The sequence below is a fragment of the Deltaproteobacteria bacterium genome, from assembly GCA_016875225.1.
Classification (GTDB): Bacteria; Myxococcota_A; UBA9160; order SZUA-336; family SZUA-336; genus VGRW01.
The window spans coordinates 1-15,245 of sequence record VGRW01000081.1 but is presented as its reverse complement, the minus strand read 5'-3'; the positions used below and the strand labels follow the sequence as shown (position 1 = coordinate 15,245).

Sequence of the window (15,245 nt, the reverse complement as noted above, 5' to 3'; positions counted from 1 at the left end):
CGCTGGTTCACCACGCAGTTCTTGTGCGAGTGCAGATACTCGATCGGGTCTTCGATCGTGATGATGTGGTGGTTGTGCTCGCTGTTGATCTTGTCGATGATCGACGCGAGCGTCGTCGACTTGCCCGAGCCGGTGGGCCCCGTGACCAGGATCAGCCCGCGCGGCTTCTGCGCCAGCTTCTCGATCACCGGCGGCAGTCCGAGCTCCTCGAAGGTGAGGATCTTGAACGGGATGGTGCGGAACGCGGCGGCGACCGCGCCGCGCTGAACGAAGACGTTCGCCCGGAACCGCGCGAGGCCCTTCACGCCGAACGAGAGATCGAGCTCGCTCTGCGCCTCGAAGCGGTGCTTCTGCGAGTCGGTGAGGATCGAGTAGACCGCCTGCTTGGTGTCCTGGGGCGTCAGCGGGTCCATTCGCAGCGGCACGAGCTTGCCATCGACCCGGATCTGGGGCGGGCTGCCCGTGGTCAGGTGCAGGTCCGACGCGCCTTTCTCGATCATTGCCTTCAGAAGCTGGTGAAGATTCGCCATCGCCTTCCTAATCGTCCCGAGCCGAGACGCGGAACACCTCCGAAAGAGTCGTTCCGCCCTCGAGCACCTTGTTCAGCGAGCTGCGCCGCAGCGTGCTCATGCCGCCGCGGATCGCCTCGCGCTTGATCTCGGTTGAACTAGCGCCGTTCAGGACGAATTCCTTGAGCGTTTCGGTCAGAACCATGACTTCGTAGACGGCGACGCGGCCCTTGAAGCCGGTGTCGGAGCAATTCGCGCAGCCCGCGCCCTTGACGGGACGGCACTTCGCCGCCTCCTCCGCCGAGAGGCCCGCCTGCTGCAGCTCCTCGCGCGTGACGCTCGGGTCGTCCTGCTTGCAGTCCGGACAGACGCGCCGCGCGAGCCGCTGGGCCACGATGCAGTTCACGGAGCTCGCGACCAGGAACGGCTCGATGCCCATGTTGAGCAGCCGGTTGATCGTGCTCGGCGCGTCGTTGGTGTGCAGCGTCGAGAGGACCATGTGACCGGTGAGCGCGGCGGGGATGGCGATCTCCGCCGTCTCGAAGTCGCGAATCTCGCCGACCATGATGATGTCCGGGTCCTGGCGCAGGAAGGCGCGCAGGGCGGCCGCGAAGTTCAGCCCGATGTCCTCCTTCATCTGCACCTGGTTGATGCCGGCGAGGTTGAACTCGACCGGGTCCTCCGCGGTGGAGATGTTCTCGGAGGTCTTGTTCAGCTCGGATAGAGCCGAGTACAGCGTCGTCGTCTTGCCGGAACCGGTCGGCCCGGTCACCAGGACCATCCCGAAGGGCTGATGGATCGAGGTCTTGAAGTCCCGCAGCTGCGGCTCCTCGAAGCCGAGCTTGGTCATGTCGAGCTGCAGGTTCGACTTGTCGAGGAGACGCATGACGATCTTCTCGCCGAAGAGCGTCGGCAGGACGGAGACGCGGTAATCCATCTCCTTGCTCTTGCCCATCTTCAGCTTGATGCGGCCGTCCTGCGGCAGCCGCCGTTCGGCGATGTCGAGATTAGCCATGATCTTCATGCGCGAGGTGAGCGGATTGCGCAGCTTGCGCGGCGGCTTCATCACCTCGTACAGCACGCCGTCGATGCGGTAGCGGACGCGGAAGTCCTTCTCGTACGGCTCGACGTGGATGTCCGAGGCGTTTTTCTTGATCGCGTCGGTCAGGATCACGTTCGCGAGCTTCACGACGGGCGCGTCCTCGACCGCCTTCTCGAGCTCCTCGAGGTTCGTCCCGTCCTCGCCGCCGACGATCTCGAAGTCCTCGTCGTCGAACCCGGCCATGACCTCTTCGAGGTTCTGGGCCGCGTCGTAGTAGCGCTCGATCGCGCGCCGGACGGACGCTTCTGCGGCGACGACGACCTCGACGTTGTAGCCGGTCAGGAACTTGACGTCGTCGATCGCGAAGATGTTGGACGGGTCGCTCATCGCGATGATCAGCGTCGATCCCGCGCGATTCACCGGCAGGATCAGGTGCTTGTTCGCGACGTCTTCCGGGATCAGCGCGATGACCTCGGGGTCGACCTCGAAGTCGTTGAGCTCGATGGTCGGAACGCCGTACTGCCCGGAGACCGCGTCCGCCACGGCCGTCTCGGCGACGAAGCCGAGCTTGGTGATCTGGTAGCCGACGCGCGTGCCACTCGTGCGCGCCTCTTCCTTGGCGCGCTTGAGCTGCTCCTGCGACAGGAGGTTCTTCTGTACGAGGAGCTCGCCGATCCGATCGTTCAACGCCCCCTCCACAGCCGCGGATCCGCTTCAGACGAATCCCGAGAAGTCCTGGGTTTGCGCTGAGTTATCGGTGGGGTTCTGAGCCAGCTTTACCGAGCCGCGGGGCCATGAGCTCGCCCAGACGGGCACCGCTCTGCGCGGCGACCACCGAGCCGATCAGCGTCACCGGGATCCAATAGGCGAGGTGGACCACGGTTCCGTAGGCCACCGCCACCGAGCGCCCCACTCCGAAGAGCCCGAGCGCCTCGCGGCAGGCGAAGTGGAACACTCCGAAGAAGCCAGGCGCCGACGGCGCCGCGACCGCGAGCGCGACGAAGACGTTGGTCGTGAAGGTGGCCAGCACGAGCTGCCGGAGCGGAAGCTCGATTCCGAACGCCCGCAGCCCGAGCAGGAATGGCGCCGGCAGCACGACGCCCCAGAGGACCAGACTGTGGAGGACCACGCGGGAGGTCGCGCGGAACCCGCGCAGACCGGCGAGCCCGCGACACACCTCGGTGACCAGGTCCATCACGCGCGCTCTCCACGCGATCGGGAGCACCCGGAGCGCGCCATCCAGGAGCGCGAGCGTCCGCCGCTCGTCCACGCGCAGGGCGACGATCAGCGCGATCGGGACGAACGTGAACAGGGCGAAGATCCCCGCCCCGGAGCTGACCCAGGCGGGCATCGCCTTCGCGTGCAGGAGCAGCACGATCCCCCCCATCAGGGACACGCAGGTGAAGTCGATCGCCCGCTCCAGCACCAGCGTCCCGAGCGCCGCCGCACCGCTGACCTCGGTCTCGCGCGCCAGCAGCCAGGGCCGCGCGAGCTCTCCGAGGCGGAACGGAAGCACGTTCACCGCCATGAACGCCAGCGCCGTGGCGCGAAACAGCGAGCGCAGCGGCAGCGGCTCCGGCGCGAGCGATAGCGCGAGCCAGCGCCAGCGCACGGCGCGCAGCCACAATCCGAGCACGTGGAAGGGGACCATCGCGAGCACGATCCACGGGTCCGCGTCGCCGATGTGCTTGGCGACGTCGCGAAGATCGACGTCGTGAAGCGTGTAGACGATCGCCGCCACGGGAATGCCGACGCCCAGCCAGACCCGCCAGTCGAGCAGCGAGCGCAGACGCGCGCCCCGCCCGCCTCGAGGCACGGGAGCGGAGCTCAACTGGGGCTGGCCGCGAGCAGCCGACGCGCCTCCGCGGCGTCGAGCGCGATCTGGCGCGCCAGCTCTTCCGGGCCCGAGAAGCGCCGCTCGGCGCGAATCCGCCTTGCGAAGGCGACCGCGATGCGTCGCTCGTAGAGATCGCCCGCGTAATCGAGCAGGTGGGTCTCGACCAGGACGCGTCCCGGCTCGAACGTGGGGCGCGTTCCGATGTTGGTCACGGCCGGGTGCGCGACGGAGCCGGGCCGGTCGCCCTCGAGGAAGGCCACGCGCGTGGCGTAGACGCCGTTCGCGGGCAGCAGCTCGTTCTCGGGCGCCAGATTCGCGGTCGGAAAGCCGAGCGTCCGACCGCGCCGGTCGCCCTGCACCACGCGTCCCCAGATGGTGTACTCGCGGTCGAGACAGCGCGAAGCCTCCTCGACGTCGCCGCGAAGCAGGCAGCGCCGCACGCGCGTGCTCGAGACGTCGTCGTCGCCGACCCGCACCTGTCCGATGATCTCGACGCGAATCCCGTGCTCGGCGGCGCTGTCCCGCAGCCAATCGCCCGAGCCCGCCCTGCCCTTGCCGAAGTGGAAGTCCCGGCCGACGAAGATCTCGGCCGGTCCGACCCGCGCGACGATCACGTCGCGCAGAAACTCCTCGGGAGAGAGCGCGGCGAAGGCGTGATCGAACGCCTCCCGCACCAGCACGTCGATTCCAATGCTCTCGAGCTCCGAACGAAGCTGCCCGCGCGTCATCAGGCTCGGCTGCGCCTGTTCGGGAAACAGCAGCCGGCGCGGGTGCGGATCGAAGGTGTACAGCGCCGAGTCTCGGCCGAGCTCCGCGGCGCGAGCCAGAACCGCGTCGAGCAGCGCGCGGTGGCCCAGATGCAGGCCATCGAAGTTCCCGACCGTGAGCACGCAGCCGCGGGCGGACCCGTCGAGTGAGCCACTTCCCTCGAAGACACGCATGCGGCCTGATACTTAGAGACTCCCTCCCTTGCTTGCAACGGCACGCGACCCGGCGGAGAGGCGCTATGCTTCGAGCGTGAGGATCATCGCCCGACACCTTCTGCGCGAGTTCGCGCAGACCTCCGCGGCGGTCCTGGCCGGATTGCTCGTCATGTGGGCCGCGGCCGACCTGCTGCTCCACGTCGACGAGCTGGCCCGAGACATCGGCCGCGGCCTGCGCGAGGTCGCGCTGCGCGGCCTTCCCGTCCTGCCGGTCGCGCTGCCGATCTCGTGCGTCGTCGGCGCGGTGCTCTGCCTGGCCCGGGCCGCGCGGAACTCCGAGCTCGCGGCGATCCGCGCCGGGGGCATCCGGCTGCAAGCGGCGCTCGCGCCGATCCTGCTGGCCTGCGCGCTGGCCGCCGTGTGTCTCTCCGTCTTCGAGGACCGGGTGCTGGTGCCCGCGCGCACGCTCCTCGAGCAGGGGCAGGGAGAGGACGGACGAAACGAGGTCCGCACGCCGGAGCGTCGGCTCGAGCGCTGGTGGTTCGCCTCCGGACCTTCGATCTTCTCCGCTTCGAGCTACGACCCGAAGGAGCGCGTGCTTCGGGACGTGACCGTCTTCCGCTTCGACGAGCAGCGCGCAATTCGCGAGCGCATCGACGCGAAGAGCGCCGCAAACCTGTCGGGCGACACCTGGGAGATCCGCGACGCGAACGTGATGGAGTTTCCGGCCGGGGGGGGCATCGATCGGAGAAGCGCTCTCGCCCTGCGACTCGACCTGGGCATCAGCGGCAAGGAAATGGCGAGGGCCTCGCGCCAGCCGGGCTGGATGACGCTGCGCCAGCTCGCGCGCCAGATCCGCAAGAGCGCCGGCGATGCCGCCGAGGTCGCCAGGCTCGAGCTCGCCTTCCACAGCCGGCTCGCGCAGCACTTCGCCGTGCTGATCCTCGTGCTGCTCGCGCTTCCGTTCGCCGCCGGGGATTCGCGAGCCGAGTCACTCCCCCGCGCGCTGCTGCGCTCGCTGCTCGCCGCGGCGGGATTCTGGCTCGCCTGGACCCTCGCGCTGCTCGCGGGAAGAAGCGGCGCGATTCCTGCCGCCGTCCTGGTCTGGGGCGTGACGCTCTCGGCGCTCGCGCTCGGTTACCTGCGCTTCCGGACCATCCAGGACTGAGCTTCAGGGCTTCGGGCTGGTCGGCGGCCGCGGATCGAAGAGGTACTTGAGGAAGCTCGAGCCGCGGGAGAGCACCAACGTCGTCTCCCGGTCCAGTGACTTCCGATAGGCCTCCAGGCTGCGAACGAAGGCGTAGAACTCGGGATCGCTGCCGTACGTGTCCGCGTAGATGCGCGCCGCCTCGGCGTCGCCTTCTCCGCGCAATCGCAGCGACTCGCGCTCCGCTCCGGCCAGGATGACCTGGCTCTCGCCCTCGGCCTGCGAGCGGATCCCGCGCGCCTGCTGTTCGCCCTCGGCGCGGAACCTCATCGCGTAGCGGCGCCGCTCCGTTCGCATGCGCTCGTAGACGCGGTCGAGGTTTGCGGTGGGATAGATCGCGCCGCCGATTCGAACGTCGACGACGACGACGCCCAGCGGCTCGAGCGAGGCGGCGGCGCCGGCGACGATCTCGCGCTGAACCTCGTCGCGTCGCTCCGAGAGCAGGTCGCGTAGCGTGTGTTTGTTCACCGCCTCGCGCACCTCGCTGTAGCTGAGCTCGTCGATCCGCTGCAGCGCCGCGGCCTCGCTGCGGTTCGACTCGAAGAAGCGCTGCGGGTTCGCGATGCGCCAGATCACGTAGTAGTCGACGTCCACGAGCGTCCGGTCGACGGTATTGAGCGAGTGCGGCGTGGAGTGGAAGTGCAGGTTGCGTCGCTCGTAGCGGTAGAACTCGTGCAGGAACGGCACGCGCAGGTACCAGCCGGGCTCGACCAGGTTCGCCTGGTTCAGCGAAATTCCGAACACGCTCGGCTCGGGCTCGTTCAACAGGGTGCGGAACCCCTGCTCTCGCTCGTCCAGGATCACCACGCAGAACAGCGACGCGACCGCGAGCGTGAGCGCGACCAAGAGGACGGGAAGCCAGCGGCTCATTTCGCGGCTCCTCGCCGCTCGAGCGGCAGATACGGAACGACCCGATCGGCCGGGTCCTCTTCCATGATCATCTTGTCCATTCCGGGGAGGATCTCCTCCATCGTCTCGAGATAGAGCCGCTCGCGAGTCACGGCGGGCGCCCGCTGGTACTCGGCGAGCAGCGCGGAGAACCGGGACACCTGACCCTCGGATTCCAGGATGCGCTGCTCGCGATAGGCGCGGGCCTGGTTCAGGACCTCCTCGGCGCGACCCCGCGCCTCGGGAACCACCTTGTCCGCGTACCCTTGCGCCTCGAGCACCGACCGCTCGCGATCCTGTGAGGCGCTGGCGACGTCGGCGAACGCTTCCCGGACCGCGGCGGGCGGATCCACGTCCTGGAGCTGGACGCTCTGCACGTGAACACCCGCGCGGTACCCGTCGAGCTGGCTCTGCAGAAGTGCGCGGATCTCGTCCTGGATCGGCCCGCGCTGGGTCAGCACGAGATCGACGGGGCTGCGCCCGATCACCGCGCGGACGCTCGCGCGCGCAGCGTCGCGGATCACGTCTTCGCGCTCCTCGGAGCGGATTCCGAACAACCAGTCGCGCAGATCCCCGATCCGGTACTGGACCACGAAATCGACGTCGACCAGGTTCTCGTCACCGGTCAGCATCGCCTTCTCCTCGGGATGCTCCTCGATCTCCGGCGGCGGGCCGAGCGACTTCGTGCGGTAGCCGAACTCCTCGCGAAGCGTCGTCGTGACCCGCTGCTTGAACACCGACTCGAGTCCCTGCGCGTGCCAGAGGAATCGCCCTGGATCGACCGTCCGCTGGTAGCGCCCGAGCCGGAGCACGACGGCCTGCTCGTCGGGCGCGACGTCGTAGAAGCCGGTCGCGGCCCAGACGGCGAGCGCGGCCAGAAGCACCAGAACCGGAAGAACGCGGAGCGCGCGCAACATCTCCCCCCGACCTCAGCTCTTCGCTTTGTTTCGCGCCGCGTCGACCAGCGGCGCGAGCAGATCCATGGGCATCGGAAACAGGATCGTCGAGTTGTGCTCGACCGCGATCTCCGAGAGCGTCTGCAGATAGCGAAGCTGCAGCGTGTAGGGCGACTGGACCATCACGTCCGACGCTTCGCGCAATCGCTGCGACGCCTCGAACTCACCCTCCGCGTGGATCACCTTCGCACGCCGCTCGCGCTCGGCCTCGGCCTGCTTGGCCATCGCGCGCTGCATCTCCTGCGGCAGATCGATGTGCTTGATCTCGACCGCGCGGACCTTCACGCCCCAGGGGTCCGTGCCGCGGTCGAGCTCGGTCTGCAGCTGGTGGTTGATCCGCTCCCGGTCGGCCAGGAGATGATCGAGCTCGCACTGCCCGCAGACGCTGCGCAACGTGGTCTGCGCCAGCTGCGAGGTCCCGTACATGAAGTTCTCGACCTTGATGATCGCGTGGTCCGGGTGTACGACCCGGAAGTAGAGCACGGCGTTCACCTTCACCGAGACGTTGTCGCGCGTGATCACGTCCTGGGGGGGCACGTCCATGACCACTTCGCGCAGGCTGACCTTGATCAGCTGGTCGATCCCCGGAATCACGATGCGGATCCCCGCGCCCTTCACCGACTGGAACCGGCCCAGGCGGAACAGCACGCCCCGCTCCCACTCCGCGAGCACGCGCACCGACGAGAACAACAGCGCCAGGAGCAGGAAGACCGCGATCGCGATCGGTGTGAATCCCACTTATCCGTCCCCTTTCTTGCTCGCCTCGAGGCGAGTCACGCGAAGCTCGAGGCCGTTCACGGACAGGATGCGAACCTTCTCGCCGCGGCGCACGGGCTCGTCCGCGATCGCTTTCCACAGCTCGCTCTCGACCTGCACGAGCCCCTCGGGGGCGAGGTCGGTGTCGGCGATGCCCGTCTCCGTCGCGAGCCGCTCCGCGCCCGAGAACGGCGCCCGCGCCTGCGCGCGCCCGACCGCGAAGGCGACCGCGCCGAGCACCGCGGCGAGCGAGGCGAGCGCGGGCACGATCGCGCGCCAGAACGGAAGCGCGAGATCCGTGAGCTCCGGCACCCGGAACACCAGCCATGCGCCCCACGCGAGCGCGATCAGGCCGACGGTGAAGAGGATGCCGAAGCTCGCGACGTGGACCTCGGCGATCAGGAGCGCGATTCCGCCGAGCACGAGCAGCAGCCCGACCCAGTTGAACGGGATCACCTGGAGCGCCGTGGCCGCGAGCAGCAGACAGATGGCGCCCATCACCCCGGGGAAGATCAGCCCCGGATTCTGCAGCTCGACGTAGAGCCCGAGCACGCCGAGCAGGAAGAGCAGCCCCACGATCTGCGGGTCCGCGATCACCGCGAAGATCCGGTTCATGAAGCCCATCTCGATCCGCACGATCCTCGCGTCCCTGGTCGCGAGCGTGACCTCGCGGCCCGCGACGTCGAGCTTGCGCCCGTCGATCTTCTGCAGCAGATCGTCGAGGTCGCTCGCGATCAAGTCGATCACGTTGCGCTCGAGCGCTTCGCTCGCGTTGATCGCGACCGAGCGGCGCACGGCGTCGGCCGCCCATTCGACGTTGCGCTTGCGCTCCTGCGCGATCGCCTCGATGAAGGCGGTCGTCATGTTCTCGACCTTCTCCTCCATGAAGTCGTCGCGCCGCGGCGCGTCCTTCGCGTCGCGCTCGCCCGGCTCGGCCGGGCGGGGATTCGACCCGCCGAGCGTCACGGGGTGCGCGGCGCCGATCGTCGAGCCCGGAGACATCGCCGCGACATGACCCGCGAGGGTCAGGAACGTGCCCGCGGACGCGGCCCAGGCGCCGCGCGGCGAGACGAAGACCACGACGGGGATCTCCGCGTTCAGGATCGCGGTCACGATGTCCTTGGTCGTCGAGACCAGGCCCCCCGGCGTATCGAGCTCGATCACGAGCGCCTCGGCGCCATCCGCGCTCGCGGCCTCGAGCGAGCTCGACACATAGTCGCCGATCGCCGGATTGATCCCGCCGTCGATGCGGATCACGGTCACGGTTGCGCGCTCGGCGAGAGCGGATCCGGGCGATCCGACCACGAGCAGGAGCACGAGAGCGCGCCCGAGCGCGCGAATCATCGTCTCCGGACCTCGAGCACGCGGTCCAGGATGCTCCCGGCGATCTCGCTCTTCCGCGCCACCGGGACCGCTCGCACGTCCTCGGCGCGCGGACCGACGATCAGCACCTCGTTTCGATCGGCGTCGAAGCCGATGTCGGCGCGCGAGACGTCGTTGGCCACGATCAGGTCGCAGCCCTTGCGGGCGAGCTTGGCTCGGGCGTTCGCGAGCAGATCGTTGGTCTCGGCGGCGAAGCCGACCACCGTGGTGCTTCCGCGGCTCGCGACGACCTCGGCGAGGATGTCGGGATTCTTCACCAGCGAGAGCGAGAGCGTGTCCTGCTTCTCGCGCTTGATCTTGATCGCCTCGGCGCGCTCGGGCGCGTAGTCGGCGACGGCCGCTGCGAGAATCGCGATCGTCGCGCGCGGCAACGCCGCGAGCACCGCTTCGCGCATCTCGACCGCCGTCTCGACGTCGATCCGCTGCACGCCCCAAGGTGTCGGGAGCGCGACCGGACCGGACACGAGCACGACCTCGGCGCCGCGTCGCGCGGCGGCCTCGGCGATCGCGAATCCCATCCGGCCGGACGAGCGATTGGTGATCACGCGAACCGGGTCGATCGGCTCCGACGTCGGCCCCGCGTTCACCAGCACGACCTCGCCGCGAAGCGCAGGCTCCGTCCTGCACTGCTCGATCACAGCCAGGATCGCCTCGAGCTCGACGAGCCGCCCCTCGCCGACCCAGCCGCAGGCGAGCTCGCCCTCGCCGGGTCCGACGATCCTCGCGCCGCGCTTGGCGAGCGTGTCGAGATTCGCCTGCGTCGCCGGGTGCCGGTACATGTTCACGTTCATCGCCGGCGCGACGACGAGCGGCGCGCGCGTGGCGAGCGCGAGCGTCGAGAGCAGATCGTCCGCAAGCCCGTGCGCGAGCTTCGCGAGCACGTTCGCGGTCGCGGGGACGACCGCGAAGACCTCCGCCCAGTCCGCGAGCTCGATGTGCGAGATCTCCGACTCGGCCGACGCCTCGAGCAGCTGATGGCGCACGGGAGCTCCCGAGAGGGTCTGAAGCGTGAGCTTCGAGACGAACTCGAGCGCGTTCGCGGTGGCGACCACGCGCACCTCGTGACCGCGCGCTCGCAGCATGCGCACCAGCTCACACGCCTTGTAGGCCGCGATACCGCCCGAGACCGCCGTGCAGATGCGACTCAACGTGCACCCCGCAATTTGGAAATCCCTTGGAAATCCAGGGATTTCCGTTCAACGTAGCCCGGCCCTCCGGAGCCTGTCAAACCCCCGTAAAGCCCTCGGGTGGGATCCCGAACGAATAGATGGGGAGTGCCTCCCCGCGGAGTCGGTGCGGTTGGAGACGCAGAGCGCATTGATGGGGGCCCTGGCTGCGCTCGCGCTCCTGGTGCCGTTCCTGGCGCTGCGACGCGAGCCGGCCGCCCGACGATTCGCGGCGCTCGCGCTCGCGTACCTGTTCTGGTGCGCGGGCGTCGCGGCGACGAACTTCGGAGTGCCGCTCGGCCCGGTGCTCGCCGACCTCGGGCTGCTCGCGGCGGCTCCGCTTGCGCCGTGGATCGCGGTGACGCTCGCGGGACGAGCCGGCGCGCTCTCCCGCTTCGCGCCGATTCTCGTCCTCGCGCCGCTCGCGCTCGCGGCCGCGACCGTCCTCGCGGGAACCCCGCCCGCCGCTCTGCGCGCGACCGTCCACGCGCTCGGCTTCGCCGGCTGCGCCTCCGGCGCGGCTCTGCTCGCGCGCCTCGCGCCCCGACCCGACGACTCCGACTCGCCGGACGCGCGCAGGCTCCGCTACCTGGTCGTCGCGCACTCGATCGTCGTGGCGGGCGCACTGCTCGACACCGCGATGTGGCAGCTCGGTCTGCCGCGCGTGGCCTCGCTGCTGACCCCGGCGCTGTACCTGTACGCGGGCTACCTGCACCTGTCTCAGGTCCGCGTCGCCGATCTGCGCCAGCTCCTGGGCAAGACGCTCGCGCTCGCCGCGATGGCCGTCGCCGTGGCGGGCTTCTTCGCCGCGATTCGCATCTGGGCCGGCGAGCGCGTCGATCTCTTCGTCTTCAACGCCTTCGTCGCGTCGTTCGCGCTGCTGCTCTTCTTCACGCCCACGCGCGACCGGATCCAGACGGCGATCGAACGCCGCTTCGTGGCCGGCAAGCTCGCGCTCGAGAAGGACCTGAAGCCGCTCCGCGAGCGCCTGAAGCACATCCTCGCGCTCGACGAGCTCCTCGAAGAGCTGCTCGCCGCGGTCGAGAAGAGCGAGCTTCTGCGCTCCTCCTCGATCTTCCTGCGCGACGACGCGACGCTGGGCTTCCGGCTGGCCGGGAGCATCGGACTCCCGACCCGCGCGCGCATCAGCCTGCTCTCGGAGCCGGGCTGGGTGGCGGCGCTAGAGGAAGCGGTGGTGGTGCGGCGCGACGAGCTCGAACGACTTCGCGAAGACCCGAAGCACGAGCCGGAGAGACCACGCCTGGAACAGCTCTGCGAGACGCTCCGCGACCTGGACGCCGATCTCGTGCTGCCGCTTCGCGCGAGATCCCAGCTGGTCGGATTCTGGACCCTGGCCGACGCGCGTTCGGAGGAGTCGTTCTCGACCGGCGAGCTGCGCCTGCTGCGCGCGGTCGCCGACCAGATCGCGACCTCGATCGAGAATTCGCTGACCTTCGAGCGCCTGCGCGCACGCGACCGCTTCGTCTCGCTCGGCGAGATGGCGGCCGGACTGGCGCACGAGATCCGCAACCCGCTCGCCGCGATCCGCGGCGCCGTCGCCGTGCTCCAGCAGCCCAGCGACGTGAAGTCCGCCGAGCTGTGGACGGTCATCATCGAGGAGATCGCCCGGCTGAACCGCGTGGTCGAGTCGTTCCTCGACTACGCGCGCCCGGCCACGCGGCGCGCGACGATCCGGGACGTCGGAGCGTTCGTGAAGAGCTGCGTCGACGCGGTCTCGCGCTCGAAGGGGCGCAGCGACGTCGCGCTGGAGCTCGAGATCGAGCCGGGCCTACGGCCGCTGCACGCCGACGCCGATCAGCTCGAGCGAGTGGTGGTGAACGTGGTCCAGAACGCCTACGAAGCGCTCGACGAAGAGGGTCGGGTCCGCGTCGCCGTCCGGCGGGTCCAGGGGGCGGGCCCGTACGACACCTGGCTCGAGATCGCGGTGGAGGACGACGGGCCCGGCATGAGCGACACGACGCTCGAGCGCGCGTTCATCCCCTTCTACACCACGAAGAGGCACGGGACCGGGCTGGGCCTGGCGCTCTGCGAGCGCCTGACGCGCGCGCAAGGCGGCACGATCCAGCTGCGCTCGCGACCCGGCGAGGGAACCAGCGTGCTGATCCGCCTGCCCTACCCGGTGCCTCCCGTGGCCGAGTCGGAGAGCGCATGAAGCCGACCCGCACCGTGCTGATCGTCGAGGACGAGGCGAACATGCGGCGCGTGCTCTGCGCCCTGCTCGAGCGCGACGGATTCGGAACGATCGAGGCCGGCGACGGCGATGCCGCGCTCGAGCGGCTCGCGCGCGAGCCCGTCGACGCGATCCTCACCGATCTGCGCATGCCCAAGCGCAACGGGCTCGAGCTGCTCGAAGCGGTCCGTCGCGCGCATCCCGAGATCCCCGTCGTCGTGCTCACCGCGCACGGCACGGTGGGCAGCGCGGTCGAGGCCCTGAAGCAGGGCGCGTTCGACTACCTGACCAAGCCGTTCGACCCGGACGAGATCCGTCAGGTGATGGAGAAGGCCGTGAGCACGCGCCGGCTCGCCTCCCGCGAGGTGCGCCTGCTCGCCGACGAAGACGCGGAGCCGCTGCTCTGCGGTCCGAGCCAGGCGCTCGCCGAGGTGCGGCACGTGATCGAGCGGGTCGCGCCGACGCCCGCCACCGTGCTGATCACCGGCGAGAGCGGAACGGGCAAGGAGATCGTCGCGCGCAGCCTGCACCGCGCGAGCCTGCGCAACAGCGGGCCGTTCCTGAAGATCAACTGCGCAGCGATCCCCGAAGGACTTCTGGAGAGCGAGCTCTTCGGATACGAGCGCGGCGCGTTCACCGGCGCGGTCGGCCGCAAGCCGGGACGTTTCGAGCTGGCCGACGGGGGAACGCTCTTCCTGGACGAGATCGGAGAGATGCCGCTCTCCGCGCAGCCGAAGCTTCTGCGCGCGATCCAGGAGGGCAGGTTCTACCGCGTCGGAGGCACCGAGACGGTTCACGTCGACGTCCGCCTCGTGGCGGCGACCAACCGCGACCTTCGCGAAGAGGTCCGAACCGGCCGCTTCCGCGAGGATCTGTTCTATCGGCTGCACGTCGTGCCGATCCATCTCCTGCCGCTTCGCGAGCGCCCCGAGGACATCCCGCCGCTCGCGCGGCTCTTTCTGGAGCGTTTCGCGGCCCGGCTGAAGCGCCCCGTCACCGGCATCGATCCGCTGGCGATGGACCTGCTTCGCGCCCACTCCTGGCCCGGGAACATCCGCGAGCTCGAGAACGCGATCGAGCGAGCGACACTGCTCTGTGACGGCGCCACGCTGACCGAGCGCGACCTGCCGCCGGAAGTGCGACCCGTCTCGCAGCGCCCGGCCTCGAGCCTGGAGCCGACGCCGCTCCGCGAGCGGATCCGCGCGGCGACCGAGCGCATCGAGCGCGACGCGATCCTCGAGGCGTTGCGCATGACCGAGGGAAACGTCACGCGAGCCGCGCGCAAGCTCGGCCTGTCCAGGCGCGGCCTGCAGCTGAAGATGAAGGAGCTCGAGATCGATCGCTCCTAGCCGGCGCGCTTGGGACCGAGCTTCTCCTTCAGCTTCTTCGCCACGGATGCGGGCACGAACTCCGAGACGTCGGCGCCGAAGCGGACCAGCTCGCGCATCCGCGAGGCGCTGACGTAGAACCAGCGCTCGCTCGTCATCAGGAACACGGTCTCGAGCTGCGGGAACATGTGGTGGTTCATCAGCGCCATCTCGAACTCGTACTCGAAGTCGGCGAGCGCCCGCAGCCCGCGCAGTACGATGTTCGCGCCGATCCCGCGCACGTACTCGACGAGCAGGCCCGAGATCACGTCCACGCGCACGTTCGGGAACTCGCTCACCGCCTCGCGTACCAGCACGAGCCGCTCGTCGAGGCTCAGGGTTCCGCCGCTCTTGTCCACGTTCACGGCGACCGCCACGACGACCTCGTCGAAGAGTCGCGATGCGCGCGCGATCAGGTCCAGGTGCCCGTTCGTGATCGGGTCGAAGCTTGCCGGGTACACCGCGACGCGTCTTTCCGTCATGCCAATGCCTCACTCCGGGCGGCCGGATCGACCGCGGATTCCCACCAGTCGAACGCCGTCTCGCCGTAACGCTTGGTTCCGCGCAGAGAAAGTCCCGGCCGCTCCGATTCCAGCTCGCTTCGGGCCGAGCGCTCGATCACGACGATCGCCTCGGCCGCGAGCAGACCCGCCAGTGCTTCGTCCCCGAGCAGCTGCTCGGCTGCGCCCGTGTCCCAGGGAGGATCCGCGAGCACGAGATCGAACCGGCCGAGCTTCGCCGCCAGGCCACGCAGGCCCCGTGAAAGATCCGCCTCGACGACGCGCGCCCGCTCGCCGAGACCGAGCTCGTTCAGGTTGCGCCCGAGGACGCGCAGCGCGCCACGCGCGCGCTCGACGAAGACTGCATCGCTTGCGCCGCGGGAGAGCGCCTCGATGCCGAGCGCTCCGCTGCCGGCGAACAGATCGAGAACGCGCGCGCCAGCCACCGTCGGACCGAGCCAATCGAAGAGCCCGGCCCGCGCGCGGTCCGATGTCGGCCGCGTCTGGCGACCCTCGAAAA

The 15,245-nt window shown here is 69.3% G+C and carries 14 protein-coding genes; 3 read left to right on the top strand and 11 right to left on the bottom strand.

What is annotated here, in order from left to right; translation table 11 throughout:
- The 4 genes from FJ108_15340 to FJ108_15325 form a co-directional block, all read right to left on the bottom strand.
- The coding region (locus FJ108_15340) for a type IV pili twitching motility protein PilT (protein MBM4337256.1) at nucleotides 1–530 on the bottom strand (530 nt) is incomplete at its 3' end.
- A gap of 7 nt (nucleotides 531–537) precedes the next feature.
- Nucleotides 538–2,238, bottom strand: a complete 1,701-nt coding sequence (gene pilB / locus FJ108_15335) for a type IV-A pilus assembly ATPase PilB (protein ID MBM4337255.1) — start codon at nucleotides 2,236–2,238, stop codon at nucleotides 538–540.
- A 64-nt stretch (nucleotides 2,239–2,302) separates the two neighbouring features.
- Entirely contained in the window at nucleotides 2,303–3,382 is a 1,080-nt protein-coding gene (locus FJ108_15330) for a flippase-like domain-containing protein (GenBank protein MBM4337254.1), read from the bottom strand.
- A complete protein-coding gene (locus FJ108_15325; protein ID MBM4337253.1) occupies nucleotides 3,379–4,329 on the bottom strand; it encodes a bifunctional riboflavin kinase/FAD synthetase in 951 nt (316 codons plus the stop codon). The genes FJ108_15330 and FJ108_15325 overlap by 4 nt, the downstream gene beginning before the upstream one ends.
- Nucleotides 4,330–4,357: 28 nt before the next feature.
- Between FJ108_15325 and FJ108_15320 the strand changes: the two genes are divergently transcribed.
- Nucleotides 4,358–5,479 carry a YjgP/YjgQ family permease gene (locus FJ108_15320; GenBank protein MBM4337252.1) on the top strand — a complete coding sequence of 374 codons (1,122 nt, stop codon included), beginning with the start codon at nucleotides 4,358–4,360 and terminating at the stop codon, nucleotides 5,477–5,479.
- Nucleotides 5,480–5,482: 3 nt separating this feature from the next.
- Here FJ108_15320 and hflC read toward each other — a convergent pair whose 3' ends face one another.
- Genes hflC through coaBC form a run of 5 tightly spaced genes read right to left on the bottom strand, consistent with a single transcriptional unit; the run spans nucleotide 5,483 to nucleotide 10,649 of the window.
- Entirely contained in the window at nucleotides 5,483–6,388 is a 906-nt protein-coding gene (gene hflC / locus FJ108_15315; GenBank protein ID MBM4337251.1) for a protease modulator HflC, read from the bottom strand.
- Nucleotides 6,385–7,323 (bottom strand): FtsH protease activity modulator HflK, encoded by a 939-nt coding sequence (gene hflK / locus FJ108_15310; GenBank protein ID MBM4337250.1) that lies wholly within the window; start codon nucleotides 7,321–7,323, stop codon nucleotides 6,385–6,387. The genes hflC and hflK overlap by 4 nt, the downstream gene beginning before the upstream one ends.
- 12 nt (nucleotides 7,324–7,335) lie before the next feature.
- Nucleotides 7,336–8,100, bottom strand: a complete 765-nt coding sequence (locus FJ108_15305; protein ID MBM4337249.1) for a slipin family protein — start codon at nucleotides 8,098–8,100, stop codon at nucleotides 7,336–7,338.
- Entirely contained in the window at nucleotides 8,101–9,462 is a 1,362-nt protein-coding gene (locus tag FJ108_15300) for a nodulation protein NfeD (GenBank protein MBM4337248.1), read from the bottom strand.
- A complete protein-coding gene (gene coaBC / locus FJ108_15295) occupies nucleotides 9,459–10,649 on the bottom strand; it encodes a bifunctional phosphopantothenoylcysteine decarboxylase/phosphopantothenate--cysteine ligase CoaBC (GenBank protein ID MBM4337247.1) in 1,191 nt (396 codons plus the stop codon). Before coaBC ends, FJ108_15300 begins: the two co-directional genes overlap by 4 nt.
- On the opposite strand from coaBC, the gene FJ108_15290 reads away from it, so the two are divergent.
- Both FJ108_15290 and FJ108_15285 read left to right on the top strand, forming a co-directional pair.
- A complete protein-coding gene (locus FJ108_15290; GenBank protein ID MBM4337246.1) occupies nucleotides 10,633–12,840 on the top strand; it encodes a GAF domain-containing protein in 2,208 nt (735 codons plus the stop codon). The genes coaBC and FJ108_15290 overlap by 17 nt on opposite strands.
- Complete coding sequence (locus FJ108_15285; protein ID MBM4337245.1) at nucleotides 12,837–14,207, top strand: sigma-54-dependent Fis family transcriptional regulator; 1,371 nt, start codon at nucleotides 12,837–12,839, stop codon at nucleotides 14,205–14,207. Before FJ108_15290 ends, FJ108_15285 begins: the two co-directional genes overlap by 4 nt.
- On the opposite strand, the gene coaD is transcribed toward FJ108_15285, so the two are convergent.
- Together coaD and rsmD are read right to left on the bottom strand one after the other, a co-directional pair.
- On the bottom strand, nucleotides 14,204–14,707 hold the full coding sequence (coaD, locus tag FJ108_15280) for a pantetheine-phosphate adenylyltransferase (GenBank protein ID MBM4337244.1): 504 nt from the start codon (nucleotides 14,705–14,707) through the stop codon (nucleotides 14,204–14,206). The genes FJ108_15285 and coaD overlap by 4 nt on opposite strands.
- Nucleotides 14,704–15,245, bottom strand: a 542-nt coding sequence (gene rsmD, locus FJ108_15275) for a 16S rRNA (guanine(966)-N(2))-methyltransferase RsmD (GenBank protein ID MBM4337243.1), incomplete at its 5' end; no start/stop codon positions are given. The genes rsmD and coaD, both read right to left, overlap by 4 nt.

What these genes read in the sequence shown, in the direction of transcription:
- FJ108_15325 (MBM4337253.1), bottom strand. Translation starts at nt 4,329, where the DNA reads ATGCGTGTCTTCGAGGGAAGTGGCTCACTCGACGGGTCCGCCCGCGGC.
- hflC (MBM4337251.1), bottom strand. Translation starts at nt 6,388, where the DNA reads ATGAGCCGCTGGCTTCCCGTCCTCTTGGTCGCGCTCACGCTCGCGGTC.
- hflK (MBM4337250.1), bottom strand. Translation starts at nt 7,323, where the DNA reads ATGTTGCGCGCGCTCCGCGTTCTTCCGGTTCTGGTGCTTCTGGCCGCG.
- FJ108_15300 (MBM4337248.1), bottom strand. Translation starts at nt 9,462, where the DNA reads ATGATTCGCGCGCTCGGGCGCGCTCTCGTGCTCCTGCTCGTGGTCGGA.
- FJ108_15285 (MBM4337245.1), top strand. Translation starts at nt 12,837, where the DNA reads ATGAAGCCGACCCGCACCGTGCTGATCGTCGAGGACGAGGCGAACATG.
- coaD (MBM4337244.1), bottom strand. Translation starts at nt 14,707, where the DNA reads ATGACGGAAAGACGCGTCGCGGTGTACCCGGCAAGCTTCGACCCGATC.